12 protein-coding genes and 1 pseudogene are annotated in these 15,358 nt (G+C 72.7%); 4 read left to right on the top strand and 9 right to left on the bottom strand.

What is annotated here, in order from left to right; genetic code table 11:
• Nucleotides 1-621: 621 nt before the first annotated feature.
• The gene (locus G6R24_RS10360; RefSeq protein WP_163549051.1) at nucleotides 622-1,437 is read left to right on the top strand and encodes a DUF3105 domain-containing protein; all 816 of its coding nucleotides are present in this window, start codon (nucleotides 622-624) and stop codon (nucleotides 1,435-1,437) included.
• Nucleotides 1,438-1,679: 242 nt separating this feature from the next.
• Here the strand turns inward: G6R24_RS10360 and dnaN are convergent, their stop codons facing one another.
• The 9 genes from dnaN to G6R24_RS10315 form a co-directional block, all read right to left on the bottom strand.
• Nucleotides 1,680-2,930, bottom strand: coding sequence for a DNA polymerase III subunit beta (gene dnaN / locus G6R24_RS10355; protein ID WP_163549050.1), 1,251 nt, complete (start codon nucleotides 2,928-2,930; stop codon nucleotides 1,680-1,682).
• A gap of 187 nt (nucleotides 2,931-3,117) precedes the next feature.
• Nucleotides 3,118-4,179, bottom strand: a complete 1,062-nt coding sequence (gene manB / locus G6R24_RS10350) for a mannose-1-phosphate guanylyltransferase (RefSeq protein ID WP_244957151.1) — start codon at nucleotides 4,177-4,179, stop codon at nucleotides 3,118-3,120.
• A 233-nt stretch (nucleotides 4,180-4,412) separates the two neighbouring features.
• On the bottom strand, nucleotides 4,413-5,351 hold the full coding sequence (locus G6R24_RS10345; RefSeq protein WP_163549048.1) for a glycosyltransferase family 2 protein: 939 nt from the start codon (nucleotides 5,349-5,351) through the stop codon (nucleotides 4,413-4,415).
• 206 nt (nucleotides 5,352-5,557) lie between these two features.
• Nucleotides 5,558-6,688: a glycosyltransferase family 4 protein gene (locus G6R24_RS10340; RefSeq protein ID WP_163549047.1), complete on the bottom strand. Its 1,131-nt coding sequence runs from the start codon at nucleotides 6,686-6,688 to the stop codon at nucleotides 5,558-5,560.
• A gap of 82 nt (nucleotides 6,689-6,770) precedes the next feature.
• Nucleotides 6,771-8,072, bottom strand: coding sequence for a glycosyltransferase family 4 protein (locus tag G6R24_RS10335; RefSeq protein WP_163549046.1), 1,302 nt, complete (start codon nucleotides 8,070-8,072; stop codon nucleotides 6,771-6,773).
• 99 nt (nucleotides 8,073-8,171) lie between these two features.
• Nucleotides 8,172-8,510, bottom strand: a complete 339-nt coding sequence (locus G6R24_RS10330) for a hypothetical protein (protein WP_163549045.1) — start codon at nucleotides 8,508-8,510, stop codon at nucleotides 8,172-8,174.
• A 5-nt stretch (nucleotides 8,511-8,515) separates the two neighbouring features.
• Entirely contained in the window at nucleotides 8,516-9,229 is a 714-nt protein-coding gene (locus tag G6R24_RS10325; RefSeq protein ID WP_163549044.1) for a class I SAM-dependent methyltransferase, read from the bottom strand.
• The gene (locus G6R24_RS10320) at nucleotides 9,226-10,446 is read right to left on the bottom strand and encodes a glycosyltransferase family 4 protein (RefSeq protein ID WP_163549043.1); all 1,221 of its coding nucleotides are present in this window, start codon (nucleotides 10,444-10,446) and stop codon (nucleotides 9,226-9,228) included. The genes G6R24_RS10325 and G6R24_RS10320 overlap by 4 nt, the downstream gene beginning before the upstream one ends.
• Before the next feature lie 4 nt (nucleotides 10,447-10,450).
• Nucleotides 10,451-11,434, bottom strand: a complete 984-nt coding sequence (locus G6R24_RS10315) for a glycosyltransferase family 2 protein (protein ID WP_163549042.1) — start codon at nucleotides 11,432-11,434, stop codon at nucleotides 10,451-10,453.
• A 311-nt stretch (nucleotides 11,435-11,745) separates the two neighbouring features.
• Here G6R24_RS10315 and G6R24_RS10310 point away from each other — a divergent pair, with 311 nt between their 5' ends.
• The 3 genes and pseudogenes from G6R24_RS10310 to G6R24_RS22250 all read left to right on the top strand — a co-directional run.
• On the top strand, nucleotides 11,746-12,420 hold the full coding sequence (locus G6R24_RS10310; RefSeq protein WP_163549041.1) for an acyltransferase: 675 nt from the start codon (nucleotides 11,746-11,748) through the stop codon (nucleotides 12,418-12,420).
• A 192-nt stretch (nucleotides 12,421-12,612) separates the two neighbouring features.
• Nucleotides 12,613-14,703 (top strand): glycosyltransferase family 39 protein, encoded by a 2,091-nt coding sequence (locus tag G6R24_RS23275; protein ID WP_263864032.1) that lies wholly within the window; start codon nucleotides 12,613-12,615, stop codon nucleotides 14,701-14,703.
• A 249-nt stretch (nucleotides 14,704-14,952) separates the two neighbouring features.
• Nucleotides 14,953-15,358 (top strand): annotated as a pseudogene (locus G6R24_RS22250) (hypothetical protein); the annotation flags it as partial.

The raw sequence follows: 15,358 nt of genomic DNA, 5'->3' as shown, positions 1-15,358 counted from the left end.
CCGGCCGCACCGCCGCACCGGCGATTTCTTCACCAAGCTCGACAGCGTTGGATCACGGACACTCTGACGTCCGATATGCAACAAATAAGCGTTTGGTGCGTCGCGGTGGCGGATGGCGGGCGCTTTGACGTGCCCAGATCGCGGCCAAGATCACGAGATGCCGAGGCTTCTTCAAGGATTTCGACCTCCCACGCCTAACAAGCCTCGGCATGCGACCGAACAACCCTCGGCACGCGGCCTCGCCAGTGAACGCATCCACTACGAGTGGCCGAACAGTAACCATCGGACGGCGACGTTCCGACGAACCCCACCGGACGGCAACGGCCGGACGGTGGTGACCAGGCGGCAACGGCCAAGCAGCGGTGGACGGACGGCAATGGCCAAGCGGCGGCCACCGGGCGGCGGTGGGGTCCGACGGCCACCGGGCGGCGGTGGGGTCCGACGGCCACCGGGCGGCGATGGGGTCCGACCGGGGCGACAGAGGGGCGATGGCATTGGTATGAAATGTCCGTATTCTGGACTTACCGTGTGCAGCCGAAGCAGGTGTTCCGGGTGTCGGCCCGCGGGTCGGATGCATCCTGACGGTGGTAACTGGTTCGACACTTCGTAGGATCAGCCACCGTGGGGAAGAAGAGCACCGAACGCAACGCCCGACTCGAGCAGCTGCGCCGCGAGCAGAAGCGCAAGGCCCGCCAGCGGGCACTGATGATCTACGGCACCACGGGTGTCGTGGTGATCGCGCTCCTGATCGGCATCGTGATCTACTCGATCGCCGACTCGAACGCGAAGAGCAAGACCCACAAGGTGGGTTACGTGGCGGGCGGGTCGTCCGCGGCGGTCGCCGCCGGCTGCACCGGCACGGTCAACGATGCGTCGCAGGGCTCCTCGCATGTCTCCACGACCGTGAACTACAAGGTCTCCCCGCCGTCGTCGGGCAGCCACAACCCAGACCCGCTGCCGGATGGCATTTCCTTCTACAACCCGGCCTCCGGCATCCCGACCGAGCGTGCGGTGCACAACCTCGAGCACGGGTTCGTCGTGGGCTGGTACGACACGAGCCTGCCCGCCGCCCAGGTGGAGAAGCTGCGCTCGCTGGCCAAGGATGCCGGCCCGCGGTTCATCGGCGTGCCCTGGACCAGGGGCGCCTTCCCGGACGGCAAGCACTTCGTCCTGACCGGCTGGGACCGCACCCAGCGGTGCACGACCGTGTCCGCGGATGTCATCAAGCAGTTCGTCGACAAGCACGCCAACCCGAGCCTTGACGGCGCGACCTGGGGCTCCCCGACCGCTCCCGAGTCCGGTGCGGCCGGCGGCACCCTGGACGTCTCCGCGGACGGCCCGCTGACCGCGGCCGCCGCCGGCTCGGCGGCCTCGGGCGACGCGGCGACCTCAGGTGCCGGCAGCACGACGACCGCACCGACCACCCCCGCCCCCTGACCTCCACCCCACGGGACGCCCGTCCTTCGGACCTCCACCGCACACAGCACGTCCACCCTCAGGACGTCCACCCTCACGACATCCACCGCACGGGATGTCCACCGCACGAGACGCCACCCTCAGGACGTCCACCCCTCAGGACGTCCACCGCACGAGACGTCCACCGCACGGGACCTCGACCTTCAGGATGTTCACCGCACGGGACGTCCGCTCTCAGGGGCGTCCAGCGTGGCGCCCGTCGCTCAGGAGGGCGAGGTCGAGGAGGGCGAGGGCGAGGGCGAGGTCGAGGTGGGCGAGGTCGAGGGGGGCGGCACGGGCTGGGGGTCGGTGCGGATGGGCATGAGCAGGTAGCGGAAGGCGCCGCCGCCCGGGCGGCCGTCGGGATCGCCCGGGACCTTTCCGGTGAGGACGGCGGGACGGGCGTAGGCCTGGGCCGGGTCGGTGTCGACGAAGCCGATGGTCGACTCGTCGTCCTCGATGGCGCTGAGGCCGTCCAGCAGGTAGGTGGGATTGAACAGGACCGACAGCTCGGGGCCGGTGTAGTCGACCGGAATGATCTCGCGGCCCTGCGCGCCGGTGCCGTCGCCGGCCTCGGCGACGATCTGACCGTCGCTGACCGTGAAGCGCAGCGGGGCGGTGCGGGTGGCGACGACGGCGACCCGGCGGACGGCGGCGGCCAGCGTCGCCGTCGCGGCGGTCAGCGTGTACGCGGCGGTCTCGGGCAGCAGCTTGCGGTAGTTGGGGAAGGCGCCTTCGATGAGCCGGACGATGGTCTGGCGGCCGGCGGCGGCGAGGCCGAGCCGGGCGCCCGCCGGGTCGGCCAGATCGAGGCCGACCACGATCCGGGACGCGGAGGTGGGGCTGCGGGCGACCTCGGCGAGCACCTTCGCCGAGACGTGGGCCAGGGCCCAGGGGTCCTCGACGGTCGGCTGCCAGCTGATGCCGCGTACGGCGAGCCGGTAGCGGTCGGTGGCGGCGAGCGTCAGGCCACGGCCGGAGATCTCCAGCCGGATCGCCGTGAGCACGGGGACGGTCTCGTCGCGGGCGGCGGCCGGGGCGACCTGACCGATGGCAGCGGCGAAACCGAGGGTGTCGACCTCGCCGATCGGGGTGGGGAAGCTTGGCAGTTCGGGGTAGTCGGCGACATCCATCAACGGGACGGTGAACCGCACGCTGCCGCAGCGCAGCACCATCCGCTCGCCCTCCACCGCCACCGTGATGACGGCCGCGGGCAGACTGCGCACGATGTCGGCGAGCAGCCGGCCGGGCACCAGCACCCGGCCGGCCTCCGCGACGTCGGCCGCGACCGGCGCCCGCACGGCGACCTCGGTGTCGAAGGCGCAGACCCGAAGGCCCGGGGTGGCCGAGGTGGCGTCCGCCTCCAGCAGCAGGCCGGCCAGGGCGTTCGGGGCCTGGCCGGGACGGCTGGGCAGGTGCCGCGCGGCCCAGCCGGTCGCGTCGGCGAACACGTCGCGTTCCACGCTGAACCTCATGGGCCGATTGTCCTCGTCACAGCGCGGAAATCGCCGCATTCACCGGCCGGTGTCCGTGTTCTGCGTGCCAGCAGGCGCTTTGGACAACATCCGGACCACGCCCACCGGCGTCGGCAGGCCAGGCGGGCCAAGCGGGCCAAGCAGTCAGGTGGGTCAGGCGGGCCAGGCAGTCAGGCAGTCAGGTGGATCAGGTGCGGTCCGAGCTGAACCGGACGGCTCCGGCGGCGAGTCGCGCGCCGGGGAACACGCGGGCGCCGGCACGCAGTTCGTTGCCCGCCTCGACGACGGCACCGTCGCCCACGACCACACCGTCAAGCACCACACCGGCGCCGACGACGGCGGCGCGGCCGATGACGCTGTCACGCACCGAGGCGCCCGCCTCGATGACCGCCCCGTCGAACAGCACCGCGCCGTCGACCGCGGCACCGGCACCCACCCGGGCACCCGCGCCCACGGTGGCACCGCCGCTGATCTTGGCGTCGGGTGCGACGACCGCGCCCTCGAGGACGAGGCAGTCGCCGATCGGGCCGGGCAGCGCCGAGGAGACCATCCGGCCGGTGACCAGGTCGCGGCTGCCCTGGACGAACGCGGCGGGGGTGCCCAGATCCAGCCAGTAGGTGCTGTCCGGGTAGCCGAACACCGGGGTGCCGGTGGCCAGCAGGCCGGGGAAGGTCTCGCGTTCGACCGAGACGGGTCGACCGACCGGGATCGCGTCGATCACCGACCGGCGGAACACGTAGCATCCGGCGTTGATCAGATTGGTGGGCGGATCGGGCGTCTTCTCCAGGAAGGCGGTCACCCGTCCGGCGTCGTCCGTCGGCACGACACCGAAGGCTCGCGGGTCGACGACCTTGGTCAGGTGCAGGGTGACCGCCGCGTCCGTCTCGGTGTGCCGGCTGACCAGCGCCTCGATGTCCAGACCGGACAGGATGTCGCCGTTGAAGATCACGACGGGCTCGTCCGGATCGCCGCACAGCCGTTCGGCGACGTTGCGGATCGCGCCACCCGTGCCCATCGGCTCGGTCTCGGTGACGTACTCAAGCCGCAGGCCGTGGGCCGATCCGTCGCCGAAGTACTGCTCGAACACCTCCGCGCGATAGGAGGTGGCCAGCACGACCCGGTCGATTCCCGCGTCGCGCGCACGGGCCAGCATGTGCGCGGTGACCGGCACCCCCGCCACCGGCAACATCGGCTTGGGAGCCGACATCGTGAGTGGGCGTAGACGGGTCCCCTGACCGCCGACAAGCATCACTGCGTCCATGCAGCGCAGTGTCGCAGAACACGGGGGTAGCCCATAAAGGGAGCCGGAAGCGCGCACCCGACCGACAGCTCACAGTAACCTTGACAGTGCTTTTCGTATATCTTCGGTGTCCGCATGTCAGGGCGTTCAACACCGATACATCATGATCCGCCCGGTTTCACGTGAGATCCGCGCAGACCACGACATACGCTGCACAACCCGCATTCGCCGTGACGCGAACCTCACGCTCGGCCAGACGCCCCCGGACCGGGTGTGTCGCGAGCGGCGGGAAGCAGGCCGGCGGAGCGGGTGGCCCGGGCCCCGGCGCTGTCCTTGGCGAAGGCGAGCACCAGCAGCAGGCGCAGGCCCAGCCCCACCCCGAGCAGCAGCCGCAGCGGCGTCCTGGCCGGGCCGGGGTACTGCCGGGAGAGGTAGCGGAACATGCTGCGGTGATGGGCCAGCACCATCCGCCGGGACGACCGTTTCGTCGAGTGCCCGCCCAGGTGCTCCACCACGGCGGACGGCACGTACACCGACTCCCAGGCGGCCGTCCCGAGGCGCTGCCCGAGGTCGACGTCCTCCATGAACATGAAGTAGGACTCGTCGAAGCCCCGGACGGCCTCGAACGCCTCGCGGCGCAGCAGCTGGCAGGAGCCGGACAGCCAGCCTGCGGTCATCTCCCGGGGGGCGCCCCGCTCCCGGCGGTAGGAGACCGTCCAGGGGTTCGTCGGCCAGCACCAGCCGAGCAGCGCGTGGCCGATGCCGCGGCCCAGTGAGGGCAGGTTACGGGCGGACGGGTAGAGCGCCCCGTCGGGGTTGGTGATGCCGGGGCCGAACGCCCCGCCGCGGGGCCACCGCTCGGCGGCGGCGATCAGTTCGTCGAGGGCGCCCGGCGAGAACGCGATGTCCGCGTTGGAGATGACCAGCCACGGCCCGGGAGCCCCCCGGGCACCACGGTTGATCGCACTGCCGTACCCGAGGTTGCGCCCGGGCCGCACCAGCTCGACGTGCTCACGGTCGCCGGCGGCACGGGTGCCCGTGTCCAGCTGGGGGGAGTTGTCGACGATGACGACCTCGACGGGCCGGCTGGTGGCCTTCTCCAGGGTGTCGAGGAACGGCCCGATGATCTCCCCGGAGTGGTAGGTCACGACCACGACCCGGATCTCCGGCCCCACATCCATGCGCACGCCCGCCCGTCTCACCGACCCGCCTGACCGGCGCCCTACGCCCGCGGCCGAGCCGTCGCGGTCCTCACGCGGCCCGAGGGCGCCGCCAGCGGCCAGGATGCCGGGCGACGGGTACGCCACAAAGACCGTAGCGCGGCCTTTGTGACCTCCCTTGCGCCGGGGGTCGCGGTTTCCGCCGACACCCCGAGCGCGACCAGGCCTCAGCGTTCGGCGACGGCCCGGGCGTAGCTGGCCAGGTGTGCCTCGGCGCTGGCCGCCCAGGTGAACTCCCGGGACCGGGTGAGGCCGGCCCGGCCGAGCACGCCACGACGCTCGGCGTCGTCGAGCAGGGCGCCCATCTCCCGGGCGATGGAGTCCGGGTCCGGCTGGGTGTAGGCGACCGCGTCGCCGCCGACCTCCGGCAGGGACAGCCGCGGCGTGGTTAGCACCGGGGAGCCGCACGCCATGGCCTCGAGCACGGGCAGGCCGAAGCCCTCGCCGTGGGAGGGGTAGGCGACCAGCGTCGCCCCGCCGAGGTAGCCCGGCAGGTCGGAGAAGCGCAGGTAGCCGGGGCGGATCACGCGCAGGTGGCTTGGCACGGAGGCGACGGCGGCATCGACGTCGTCGTCCCAGCCGGAGCCGCCGGCGAGCACGAGCGCGGGTGGTTCGTCCCGCCAGTGCACCGCCTCGGCCCAGCCACGGATCAGGTTCGGGACGTTCTTGCGCGGCTCGAGCATGCCGAGGAACGCCACGTAGCGGGAGTCCCCGAGGCCGAGGCGGCGGCGCACCCGCAGCCGGTCCTCCTCGGTCGGCGGGTGGAAGGTCGACGTGTCGACACCGTGGTAGGCGACGTCGGTGGTCGTCGACTCGGCGTCGAGCACCCGGACGAGCTCGTCCCGGGTCGCCTTCGACGGCACGATGATCCGGCCCGCGCGACGCACCGCGGTACGCATCGCGGAGCGGAAGAACGTGCCCTTCACCGCGGTGTGCATATCCGGCTCGGTGAAGAACGTGACGTCGTGGATCGTCACGCACACCGGCTGGTGTGCCCGCAGCGGCATGGTGTAGTGCGGCGAGTGGATGACGGCGGCGCCGACCTGTTCCGCCACCAGTGGCAGGCCGGTCTGTTCCCACGCCAGCCGCGCTGGCCGGTGGGCGATGGCCGCTGGCCCGGACAGAACGGTGGCATGAGGCGCCATCCGGCTGTACCGTTCCTCATCCGACCGCTGGCAGACCAGCGCCATGTCCGCACCGGCCGCGCCCAGCGCCGCGACCAGCCCGTCGACATAACGCCCCACGCCACCACGGTCTGCCGGGACCGAAGTCGCGTCGACGAGCACCCGGGGTCCCACGGCGCTCCTTCCCTGACGCGCCACCCTGGTAGGGGCGGCGGATCGCTTCACGGTGACCGCTTGCTACTCAACGGGGGCAACACTACGCCGGCCCGTCGTCGGCGACGGACACGGCAGGTGAACCGCAGACTCGACGGTAGAGCGCCCACGTTTCCCGCGCTGCCGCATTCCAGGTAAACATCTGGGCGCGGGCCTGTCCGGTGCTCGACAGCCGGGCCCGCAGCGCCGGGTCGCCGACGAGCCGGCGCACCGCGGCGGCCAGGGCCGCGACGTCCCCGATCCCGGTCACCAGCGCGGCCGGGCCGGCCACCTCGACCAGCGCCGGCGCGGCGGAGACGATCACCGGCACGCCGTGCGCCATCGCCTCCACCACGGGCAGGCCGAATCCCTCCGAGCGGCTCGGTGCGAGCAGTGCTCCGGCCCGCGACAGGACCACCGCGAGATCCTCGTCACTGATCCGCCCGAGAGTGCGGACCCGGTCGCCACCAAGGCCGAGCCGCGCCGCCTCGGAGCGCACGTCCAGCCCGCCCCAGCCGGGCGCCCCGACATGCACCAGCGGCAGACCGGGATCATCGGGATGGCACAGGGCGGCGAGCGCGGTGTCGAGTCCCTTGCGCGGCTCGCAGGTGGCCAGGGTCAGCAGGTATCCGCCGGCCGGCGGCAGGCCCAGCCGCATCGCCCGGGCCTCCGCGTCCGCCGGGACCCGCACGACCGCCTCGGTGACGCCCTCCCCGATCACGTGCAGGCGCTGCGGGTCCAGCGGCAGGTGCCGGGAGATCTCCGCGGCCACGGCCAGGGTCGGCACGACCACCGCGTCGGCCAGCCGCGCCGCCCGCTCGCCCATCTGCCGGTGCCAGCGCGCGCCGTGTGCGGTCAACGTCTCAGGATGGGTCCAGGGCACCGCGTCGTGGATCGTGACGACCAGCCGGGGCCGGGGCCGGGCCCGCTCGAGGGAGTCCGCCAGCGTGCCCAGCAGTGACCGCCGAATCCGCCGTGCCGCCGCGCTCGGCTCCGCGCCGGGCCCGCCACCGGCGGGCTCACCGCGCATCCGCTCGGCGGCCAGCCGGACGGCCTGACCGCTGGTGCCACCGGCCGGCGGAAGCAGCAGCGTCGGCGCGTGCAGGACGTCCACCCCACGGGGCGCGGGACCCACACCACGGGACCAGGTCGCGGCCAGCGCCCGCCTGGGCAGCGGCAACCGCATCGGCCCGAGCACCCCGGGTAGCGCCGCGGCGTCGAACCCCCGGTGCGCCGCGCACCAGCCGGCCACCACGTCCGGGGGCTGCGCCGTCCGGGCGAGCGCGGCGGCGAGCTCAGCGCTGTACCGCCCGGTTCCTCCCGGCACGGGAGCGAGCAGTTGCTCGACCACAAAGCCCACACGCACGGTTCACAGTCTGCCCGCGTCCGGTCGCCCTGTCGGGACGACCCCCCCTACGACTACCCACCGTCGCGACCATCCACCGTGCCACTTCCGACCGCCGTGCTACTTCCGACCGCTGCGCACCGCGCCGATCACCATCAGCACGCAGAACAGTCCGCCGATCGCGTAGCCCCACCAGCGCTCACCGAACGTCGCGGTGGCGGCGCCCATGCCGAACACGACCAGACCGAACACCAGCACCGTCATGAAGACGGCCAGGACCCGCTGCGCCACCCGCGAGGACGGCGGCGGTGGCGGACCGGTGCGCGGTGGCAGCGGGGCGGCGGAACGTTTCCGGCTCGGTGGTGTGCGCCGCGGCCCGGCGGGCGGGTTCGGTGGTGTGCGCCGCGGGCCCTCGCCGGACGAGGACGGGGACGGGTCGTCGGTGCGTCGGGCTGCCATGGACGTCAGCTCGCGCGCTTGCGGGCGTGGGTGAGCACCACACTGCCCGCGTCGTCGGGTGTCCGCCGGTCGGCCAGCGCGATGGCCGGGGAGAGCACCGCCGCCGCGTTCCACCCGGCCCGTCCACCTCGGGCGGACAGCGTCAGGTAGAGCCGCTGGGCCCGCTCGCCGCGGAACATGTACGTCTGGCGGACAACGTCCATCCCCGCGTCGTCGAGCAGGCCGCGCAGGACCTTGCCCGGGTAGAGGTGCTTGACGTGGTAGCGGGCCCGGTGCCGTTCGAGCAGCTCCGGCCACTGCGCCGAACCGGTCAGCGCGTCCGCCGACATCACCAGGTCGCCGCCGGGGCGCAGCACCCGGGACATCTCGGCGAGGGCGGCCGGGCCGTCGTCGAAGTGCTCGATGGCGCACACCGACATGATCACGTCGAAGGTGGCGTCCGCGAACGGCAGTGCGAGGGCGTCCCCCTCGACCAGGCCGGGGTGCCCGCGCAGGCGCCGGCCGAACTCCAGCTTGTGCCGGGCCAGGTCCAGGCAGACCGCGCGGGCGCCACGCCGGACGGCCTGCCCGGCCCAGTAACCGTCACCGCCGGCCACGTCCAGCACGGTGCGCCCGGCGAGCTCACCCGCCCAGGACAGCAGCGTGCCCACCTCACGCCGACGCATCACGTGGACCTGATGGCCCACATAGGCGAGGGCGTCGTCTCGTACGGGACTCACCGGTCCACCTTTCCATCACGATGTTCGGTTTCGCCGGCGAGGGCGGCGAGCGTCACGTCCAGGTACCGGGCCCAGGCGGCCGGCACGTCCGGCGGTGCGACCTTGGCGCGCAGGTCAGCGAGCACACCTGGCGCGTAGAGCCGGCGTAGTGCCTCGGCGAGCGCCTCGGTCTCGTCCGGCGGGACGAGCAGGCCGTCCACCCCGTCGCGGACGGAGCTCGCGAGCGTCCCCACCGTGGTCGCGATGACCGGCAGCCCGTGCAGCCGGGCGAGATCGACGTTCTGGGACGCGGTGCCCGCCCGATACGGCAGCACCAGCGCGTCAGCGGCGGCGAACAGCGCCGGGACGTCCGCGGCGTCGACATAGCCGGCCCGCAGATCCACCCGGTCGGTCAGACCCAGCTCGCCGATCAGGCTCTCGGTGGCCGCCACATCCCCCCAGAACTCACCGGCCACGGTCAACCGCACATCGCGGGGACCGGCCGCGAGCGCCCGCAGCAGCACGTCGAGCCCCTTGTACGGCCGCACCAGCCCGAAGAACAACAACCGCCGGGACGTCTCGCCGCCCCCGCCCTCCGGCTCGAGGACGGCGTCCGCCGGACGGCGGCGGGTGGGCGAGGACCACAGATGCGGGGCCATCTCGGCGGTCACCACCGGGACGTCGGCGAGTTCGGCGGCGAGCTCGGCCTGCGCCGGAGTGTGCACCAGCACGGCCGAGGCCCGGCGCAGCACGGCGCGCACCAGTGGCACGTCGATCCGACTCCGCTCGTGCGGCAGCACGTTGTGGCACAACGCCAGCACCGTCGGCCCCGCCAGCACCGTCGGCGTTCCAGCCGCCGCCCGGCTCCCCCGCCGAGCGCGCCCGCGCCTGCCACCGACCCCGCGCAGGCCGGCGAGGATCGCGAGGTAGGCGGGGGCCTGTACCGGTGTGACGACGACCAGCACGACCGCGTCCACGGTGTGGCGCAGCCGGCGGCCCAGCCGCAGCCAGCCGTCCGGCCGGCGCCAGGACAGCGGGTAGCTCGTCGCCCCGAACGGCTCCATCTCGGGTTCGCTCACCCGGGCCTGGCCGGGGTACAGCCGGGCCGGATACTGCTCGGACCAGGACTCGATGACCACCTCGTGGCCGCGTTCGGCCAGCCGGTGGGCGAGCTCGGTGGTGTGCTGGGCGATGCCCCCCTTGTAGGGATGCGTCGGGCCGATCAGGGCGATCCGCATCCGCTCAGGTACCGCTGCGGGACCTGGCCACCAGGTCCCCGATGAGCGCCAGGACCGCGATCTGGAAGCCGACCAGGATCGCGAGCAGGGTGGAGGTCGCGACGTGGAAGTCGTAGCGGACCAGGTCCACGACCAGCTTGATGAAGCCCAACCCCATGATCCACAGGGCCAGCGGCATCAGTACCTTGAGCGGGTCGAAGTACATCACCATCCGCAGGACCTGCAGGATGTAGCGCCGCGCGTCCTTGAACGGGTGGAACTTCGAGGTTCCGGCCCGCTTGGCGTAGTCGATCGGGATGTAGTCGACCGGGTGCTGGTTGGACAGGAACGACATCGTGATCGTCGTGACGCAGCTGAACCCGGGCGGCAGCAGACGCAGGTACGGCAGCGAGACCTCGCGGCGGAAGGCCCGCAGCCCCGAGTTCAGGTCGGGGATCTTCATCCCGGACAGCCGCTGCGCGATCATCCGGATCAGCCACTTCGCCGGCACCCGCGCCCACTTGTGGGTGCCCTCCTCGGTGAGGCGGGCCCCGACGACCTGGTCGACGTCCAGGTTGTCGTCGAGGTGGCGGACGAACTCGGGGATGCGCTCGTTGGGGTAGGTCATATCGGCGTCGGTCCAGACGACGATCTTCCCCCGGGCGTCCTGGGTGCCGATCCGCCGGGCGGTGCCGGAACCGCCGTTGCGGCGGAACGCCATGATCCGCATCCGCGGGAAGCGGGGGGCGGCCTCGCGCAGCACGGCCAGGGTGTTGTCGGTGGACTTGTCGTCGATCGCCAGGATCTCGTAGGCGTATCCGCTGACGTCCATCGCGGCGCTGATGCGTTCCAGCTCGCGCACCACGTGGTCCTGCTCGTTGTAACAGGGCAGCACGATGGTGACGTAGGGAACGCCCGGGGCGGACCCGGGCTGCTCGTCACCGGCCCCGGGCTGCGTCGGGGTGCCGCTGTGCGGATGCTCGGGTATGTGGATGGCGCTGACACTCACGTCGGTGTGGCTCCCGCTCCTCGTTCCCGGCGGTGAGCGCCGCCGGCCCGACGGTCCTTACCGCCGGGGTCTGGCACGCCCCGCCGGTCCTGCGGCCTGGCCGCCCAGAACTGGTCTGCGGGCGGCCCGAGGTCGTGATGTACCGGCAGCGGCCGGCGGCATGGCGGTGGTCGCGGCGGCTCGTCCCCCCCGAACCGCCGCTCTAGAGTGGCACGCCGCACCCCACCGGCCGACCACCGGCCCACCTCCCGGCCACCCGTGGCCGCCTGCCGGCGGGTGGTCGTACCACGCCTGCGCCTACTGTTGCGGAGGTGAACGCGTACAGAAGTGATCTCCGTGAGTATGTTCGGCACGTCCGAGCGCTGCGTGCGGCGCGGGAGACCTCGGCCCGCTCCTTCGTGGCCGGTCTGCGCTACCCGTTCGCCCACCGCCAGCCGATCTGGATCGGCTCGCCGACCGTCATCCAGGGGCGGGAACGGATCGAGTTCGCCGACGGCGCCGCCCTGCGGGTCGGTCTCGCCCCGTTCGGCCTGACGTCCAAACGGGACACCTCGATCATCCGGGTGCATCCGGAGGGACGGCTGCGCTGCGAGGGTGTCGTGTCGTTGCAGCGTGGGGTGCGGGTCGTCGTCGACTCCGGGGTCCTGGAGCTCGGCCCGTACGCGAACGTCAACGGCTTCGCCAAGATCCTGGTGCGGGAGCGGGTGTCCATCGGTGCCTACTGCAACGTCTCCTGGGACACCCAGCTGCTCGACAACGACTTCCACCCGATGATCGTCGACGGTGTGGAGCAGCCGATGAGCGGGCCGATCATCCTGGAGGACCGGGCCTGGATCGGCGCCGGCGCGATCGTGCTCAAGGGCGTCACCGTCGGGGAGAGCGCCGTGGTGGCGGCCGGTTCCGTGGTGACCCGGGACGTCCCGCCGAAGGCCGTGGTCGCCGGTTCACCGGCGAAGGTCGTCGGCCACATCGACGCCTGGCGCTGACCCCGCGGGGAGCCCTGACGCCGACCGCGGGGACTAACGGCGCCGACCGGTGGGAACCACTGTTCGGGACGTGCCCGGAAGGCACGGACTGACGTGCACGGACACCCGGTGGCGACACATGGGGGGTGGCCGTCAACTGGATGGGGGTGTCCGTAACATGACACCACCTTCGTCCGATGGGACTGCGCAGTCTTGGCTGACAAGCTGGAACCGACCGCGGCGGCCCGTTCCGCCACCTCCGGATCCCTCGCCGGGATCTCCCCGCCGGGTACCCACTTTCGGCCATGGCGCATCCTGCGGTCGGCGCCACCCGTCATCTGGATCCTCACGCTGCTGTTCACCGCGATGCTGGCCAGCTGGTCCGTCCTGGTGCCGCAGTACCACGCTCCGGACGAGCCCAACCACGTCGACGCCGTCATGCGGCTGGTCGAGGGGCGCGGCTGGCCGCATCCCGGCCATGCGAAGGTCACCCGCGGCGGCGTCGGGGCGATCATGGTGTCGCCGTACGGGATCGACGACGCGCCCCGCGAGCTGTCCGCCGGGCCGTTCACCGCCGAGGACGCCGAGCCACGCGAGTACCGGCCCAGCTGGCGGACCCTGGAGCGGACGCCGGCTCCGGTGGGTGGAATCCAGCAGATCGTCCAGCATCCGCCGTTGTACTACTGGGTGAACGCGACGGTCCTCAAAGCCCTCCCGGGCGATGCCGACGACCTGCGCTGGGATCAGATCATCGGCATTCTGCGCCTGGTCAGTGTGCTGATGGTCGCCCCCCTGCCGTTGCTCGCCTGGGCCGGGGCGCATCGGCTGGCCGACGGCAACCGGATCGCCGGCACCTGCGCCGCCCTCGTCCCGCTCACGATCCCGCAGCTCACCCACATCGGGTCCAGCGTCAACAACGACAACCTGCTCGTACTGACCGGCGGCCTGGCCACCGTCGCGGTGGCGTACGTGCTGCGAGGGGACACGTCGCTGCGGACGGCGGGGTACACCGGGGCCTTCGTCGGTCTCGCCCTGATGACGAAGTCGCTGGCGATCGTGCTCGTGCCGATGGCCGCGCTCGCCTATCTGGTGGCCTGGTCCCGAAGCCGGCGGGACGCCCGCGCCGGTGCGGCCCGGGTCGCCGACGATCAGCGGCCGGTGCGCCTCGGGCTGTCGACCCGGCCGGTCGGAGCGGCCGCGGCGGCACCGCGGGTGCCGTGGCGGCCGATCGCGCTCGGCGGTGTGATCATGGTCGCGCTGGGCGGCTGGTGGTGGATCGTCAACGTCGTGCGCTGGGGTGCCTTCCAGCCCGAGACCCCCGGCTTCCCCCTCGGCCAGTACCTGGGGGACGACTGGGGCGCCTACACCGAGGTCCTCGTCAACGGCACGATCCTGCGCTGGTGGGGGTCGATCGGCTGGTTCGAGGTGAACCTGTCGACGATCCCGGTGCGGGTCGCGTCCGCCCTCGTCGTCGCGCTGTTCGCGCTCGCCCTGATCCGGGCGCGCAGTGGGCGCTCCCGGGTCGACCTGCTGTTCATGCTCTGGGTGACCTGGGGCCTTTTCGCCCTGATGACCCTGCAGTCGGCGAAGAACTTCGACCGGCAGTACCACGTCAGCGGGATCTCCGGGCGCTACCTGTACGCGGGCCTCGCGGCGCTGGCGATCGGCGTCGGGATGGGTGCCGCGGCGCTGGGCCGCCACCTGTCCCGGGTGATGCCGCTGTTCTTCCTCGCGGGCGCGGCCACCTTGCAGTTCCTCTCCGTCCGTCAGGTGTTCCCGCACTTCTGGAAGCCCGAGAACGGCGACCTCGGGGACGCCTGGACCGACATGGCGGCCTGGTCGCCCTGGCCCGAGTGGATCCTGATCTGCTTCGCGGTGGCCGTGTGCGGGCTCGCCGTCGCCGCCGTGGTGGCCTGCGGGTGGCTCGCCGTCGTCGGCCCCACGGCGACCGCCCCGGACTCGACGGACCCCGACGCCGCCGTGTCCGCCCGGTTCACGGCCTTCGCCCCCGGCGCGGCCACACCCGGCGCGACCCGCTCCGTAGACCGCGGCGACCCGACCGGACGAACCACCGCGGACACCCGGACCACCGCGGACGCCCGGAGCGACCCGGATGCCCTGACCACAGCGGACGCCCGGACCACCCTGGACGCCAAGGTCACCGCCGGTGCCCGGGCTGGCACCGGCCGGGCACCCGGGCTGCAGGCCACCACCCGCCGGCGTGCTGCCGAGGTCCTGCGCGGCCCGACCCGCGACCCGCGACGGACGACCACGAACGAGCCCAATACCGATCACCAAGAGTAACGATCTACTATAATCCGTGAATATCCATCGCGGAGCGTGCGCGCCGCTGCGGGCGGCGGCAGACTGACACTGACTCCGGGCGCCTGCGACGGGCACGGCCCCCGTCGGCGCGGACCCGCGCTCGGCGGGTCGTCCTGCCGCGGCTGCACCCGAGCGGCCAACCCACCGTTTGGTGGGTTCGGCAGATCATGAAACACTGATCGCGCGGTTCGGCCCCACAGGGCCACCGGCAGGGCTCGGGGGGACATCGTGCGCCGCAAGCGGGAGACGGACGAAGGGCGCTCCGCGTCCTCCCCGTCCGCGCCGCAGCCGGTCGCTCCGCAGCCGTTGACCGCTCCGCCAGCGGCCGCCACGCCGGCCGCGCCGCCGCTGGCCGCCCAGCAGCGCCCGAGCGGCGCCACCGGCCCCTCCCGTGCCGCGCCCCCCTCGCCCGTCCCCACCGGTCCGGCGCGTACGCCGGCACGGGCCGAGCAGGTCCCGCCAGGCGGGCCGCCGGCGCCGCGTACCGACACTCCCGCTGTCACGTCCTCCACCGCCAGTCCGGTCACCGCCGGACAGAACGCGGCCACGCCGGGCCCAGCGACGCACAGCCCGACGGCGCACAGCCCGACGGCGCGTGGTTCGACGGCGCACAGCCCGACGGCGCGTGGTTCGA

It is taken from the genome of Candidatus Frankia nodulisporulans (assembly GCF_902806475.1).
GTDB lineage: Bacteria > Actinomycetota > Actinomycetes > Frankiales > Frankiaceae > Frankia > Frankia umida.
Note: the sequence above shows the minus strand (reverse complement) of the source record. Positions and strands in the feature narration are given on the sequence as shown.

Coding starts and splice junctions, on each gene's coding strand:
- dnaN (WP_163549050.1), bottom strand. CDS start 2,930: ATGAGGTTCAGCGTGGAACGCGACGTGTTCGCCGACGCGACCGGCTGG.
- manB (WP_244957151.1), bottom strand. CDS start 4,179: ATGCTTGTCGGCGGTCAGGGGACCCGTCTACGCCCACTCACGATGTCG.
- G6R24_RS10345 (WP_163549048.1), bottom strand. CDS start 5,351: ATGGATGTGGGGCCGGAGATCCGGGTCGTGGTCGTGACCTACCACTCC.
- G6R24_RS10330 (WP_163549045.1), bottom strand. CDS start 8,510: ATGGCAGCCCGACGCACCGACGACCCGTCCCCGTCCTCGTCCGGCGAG.
- G6R24_RS10320 (WP_163549043.1), bottom strand. CDS start 10,446: ATGCGGATCGCCCTGATCGGCCCGACGCATCCCTACAAGGGGGGCATC.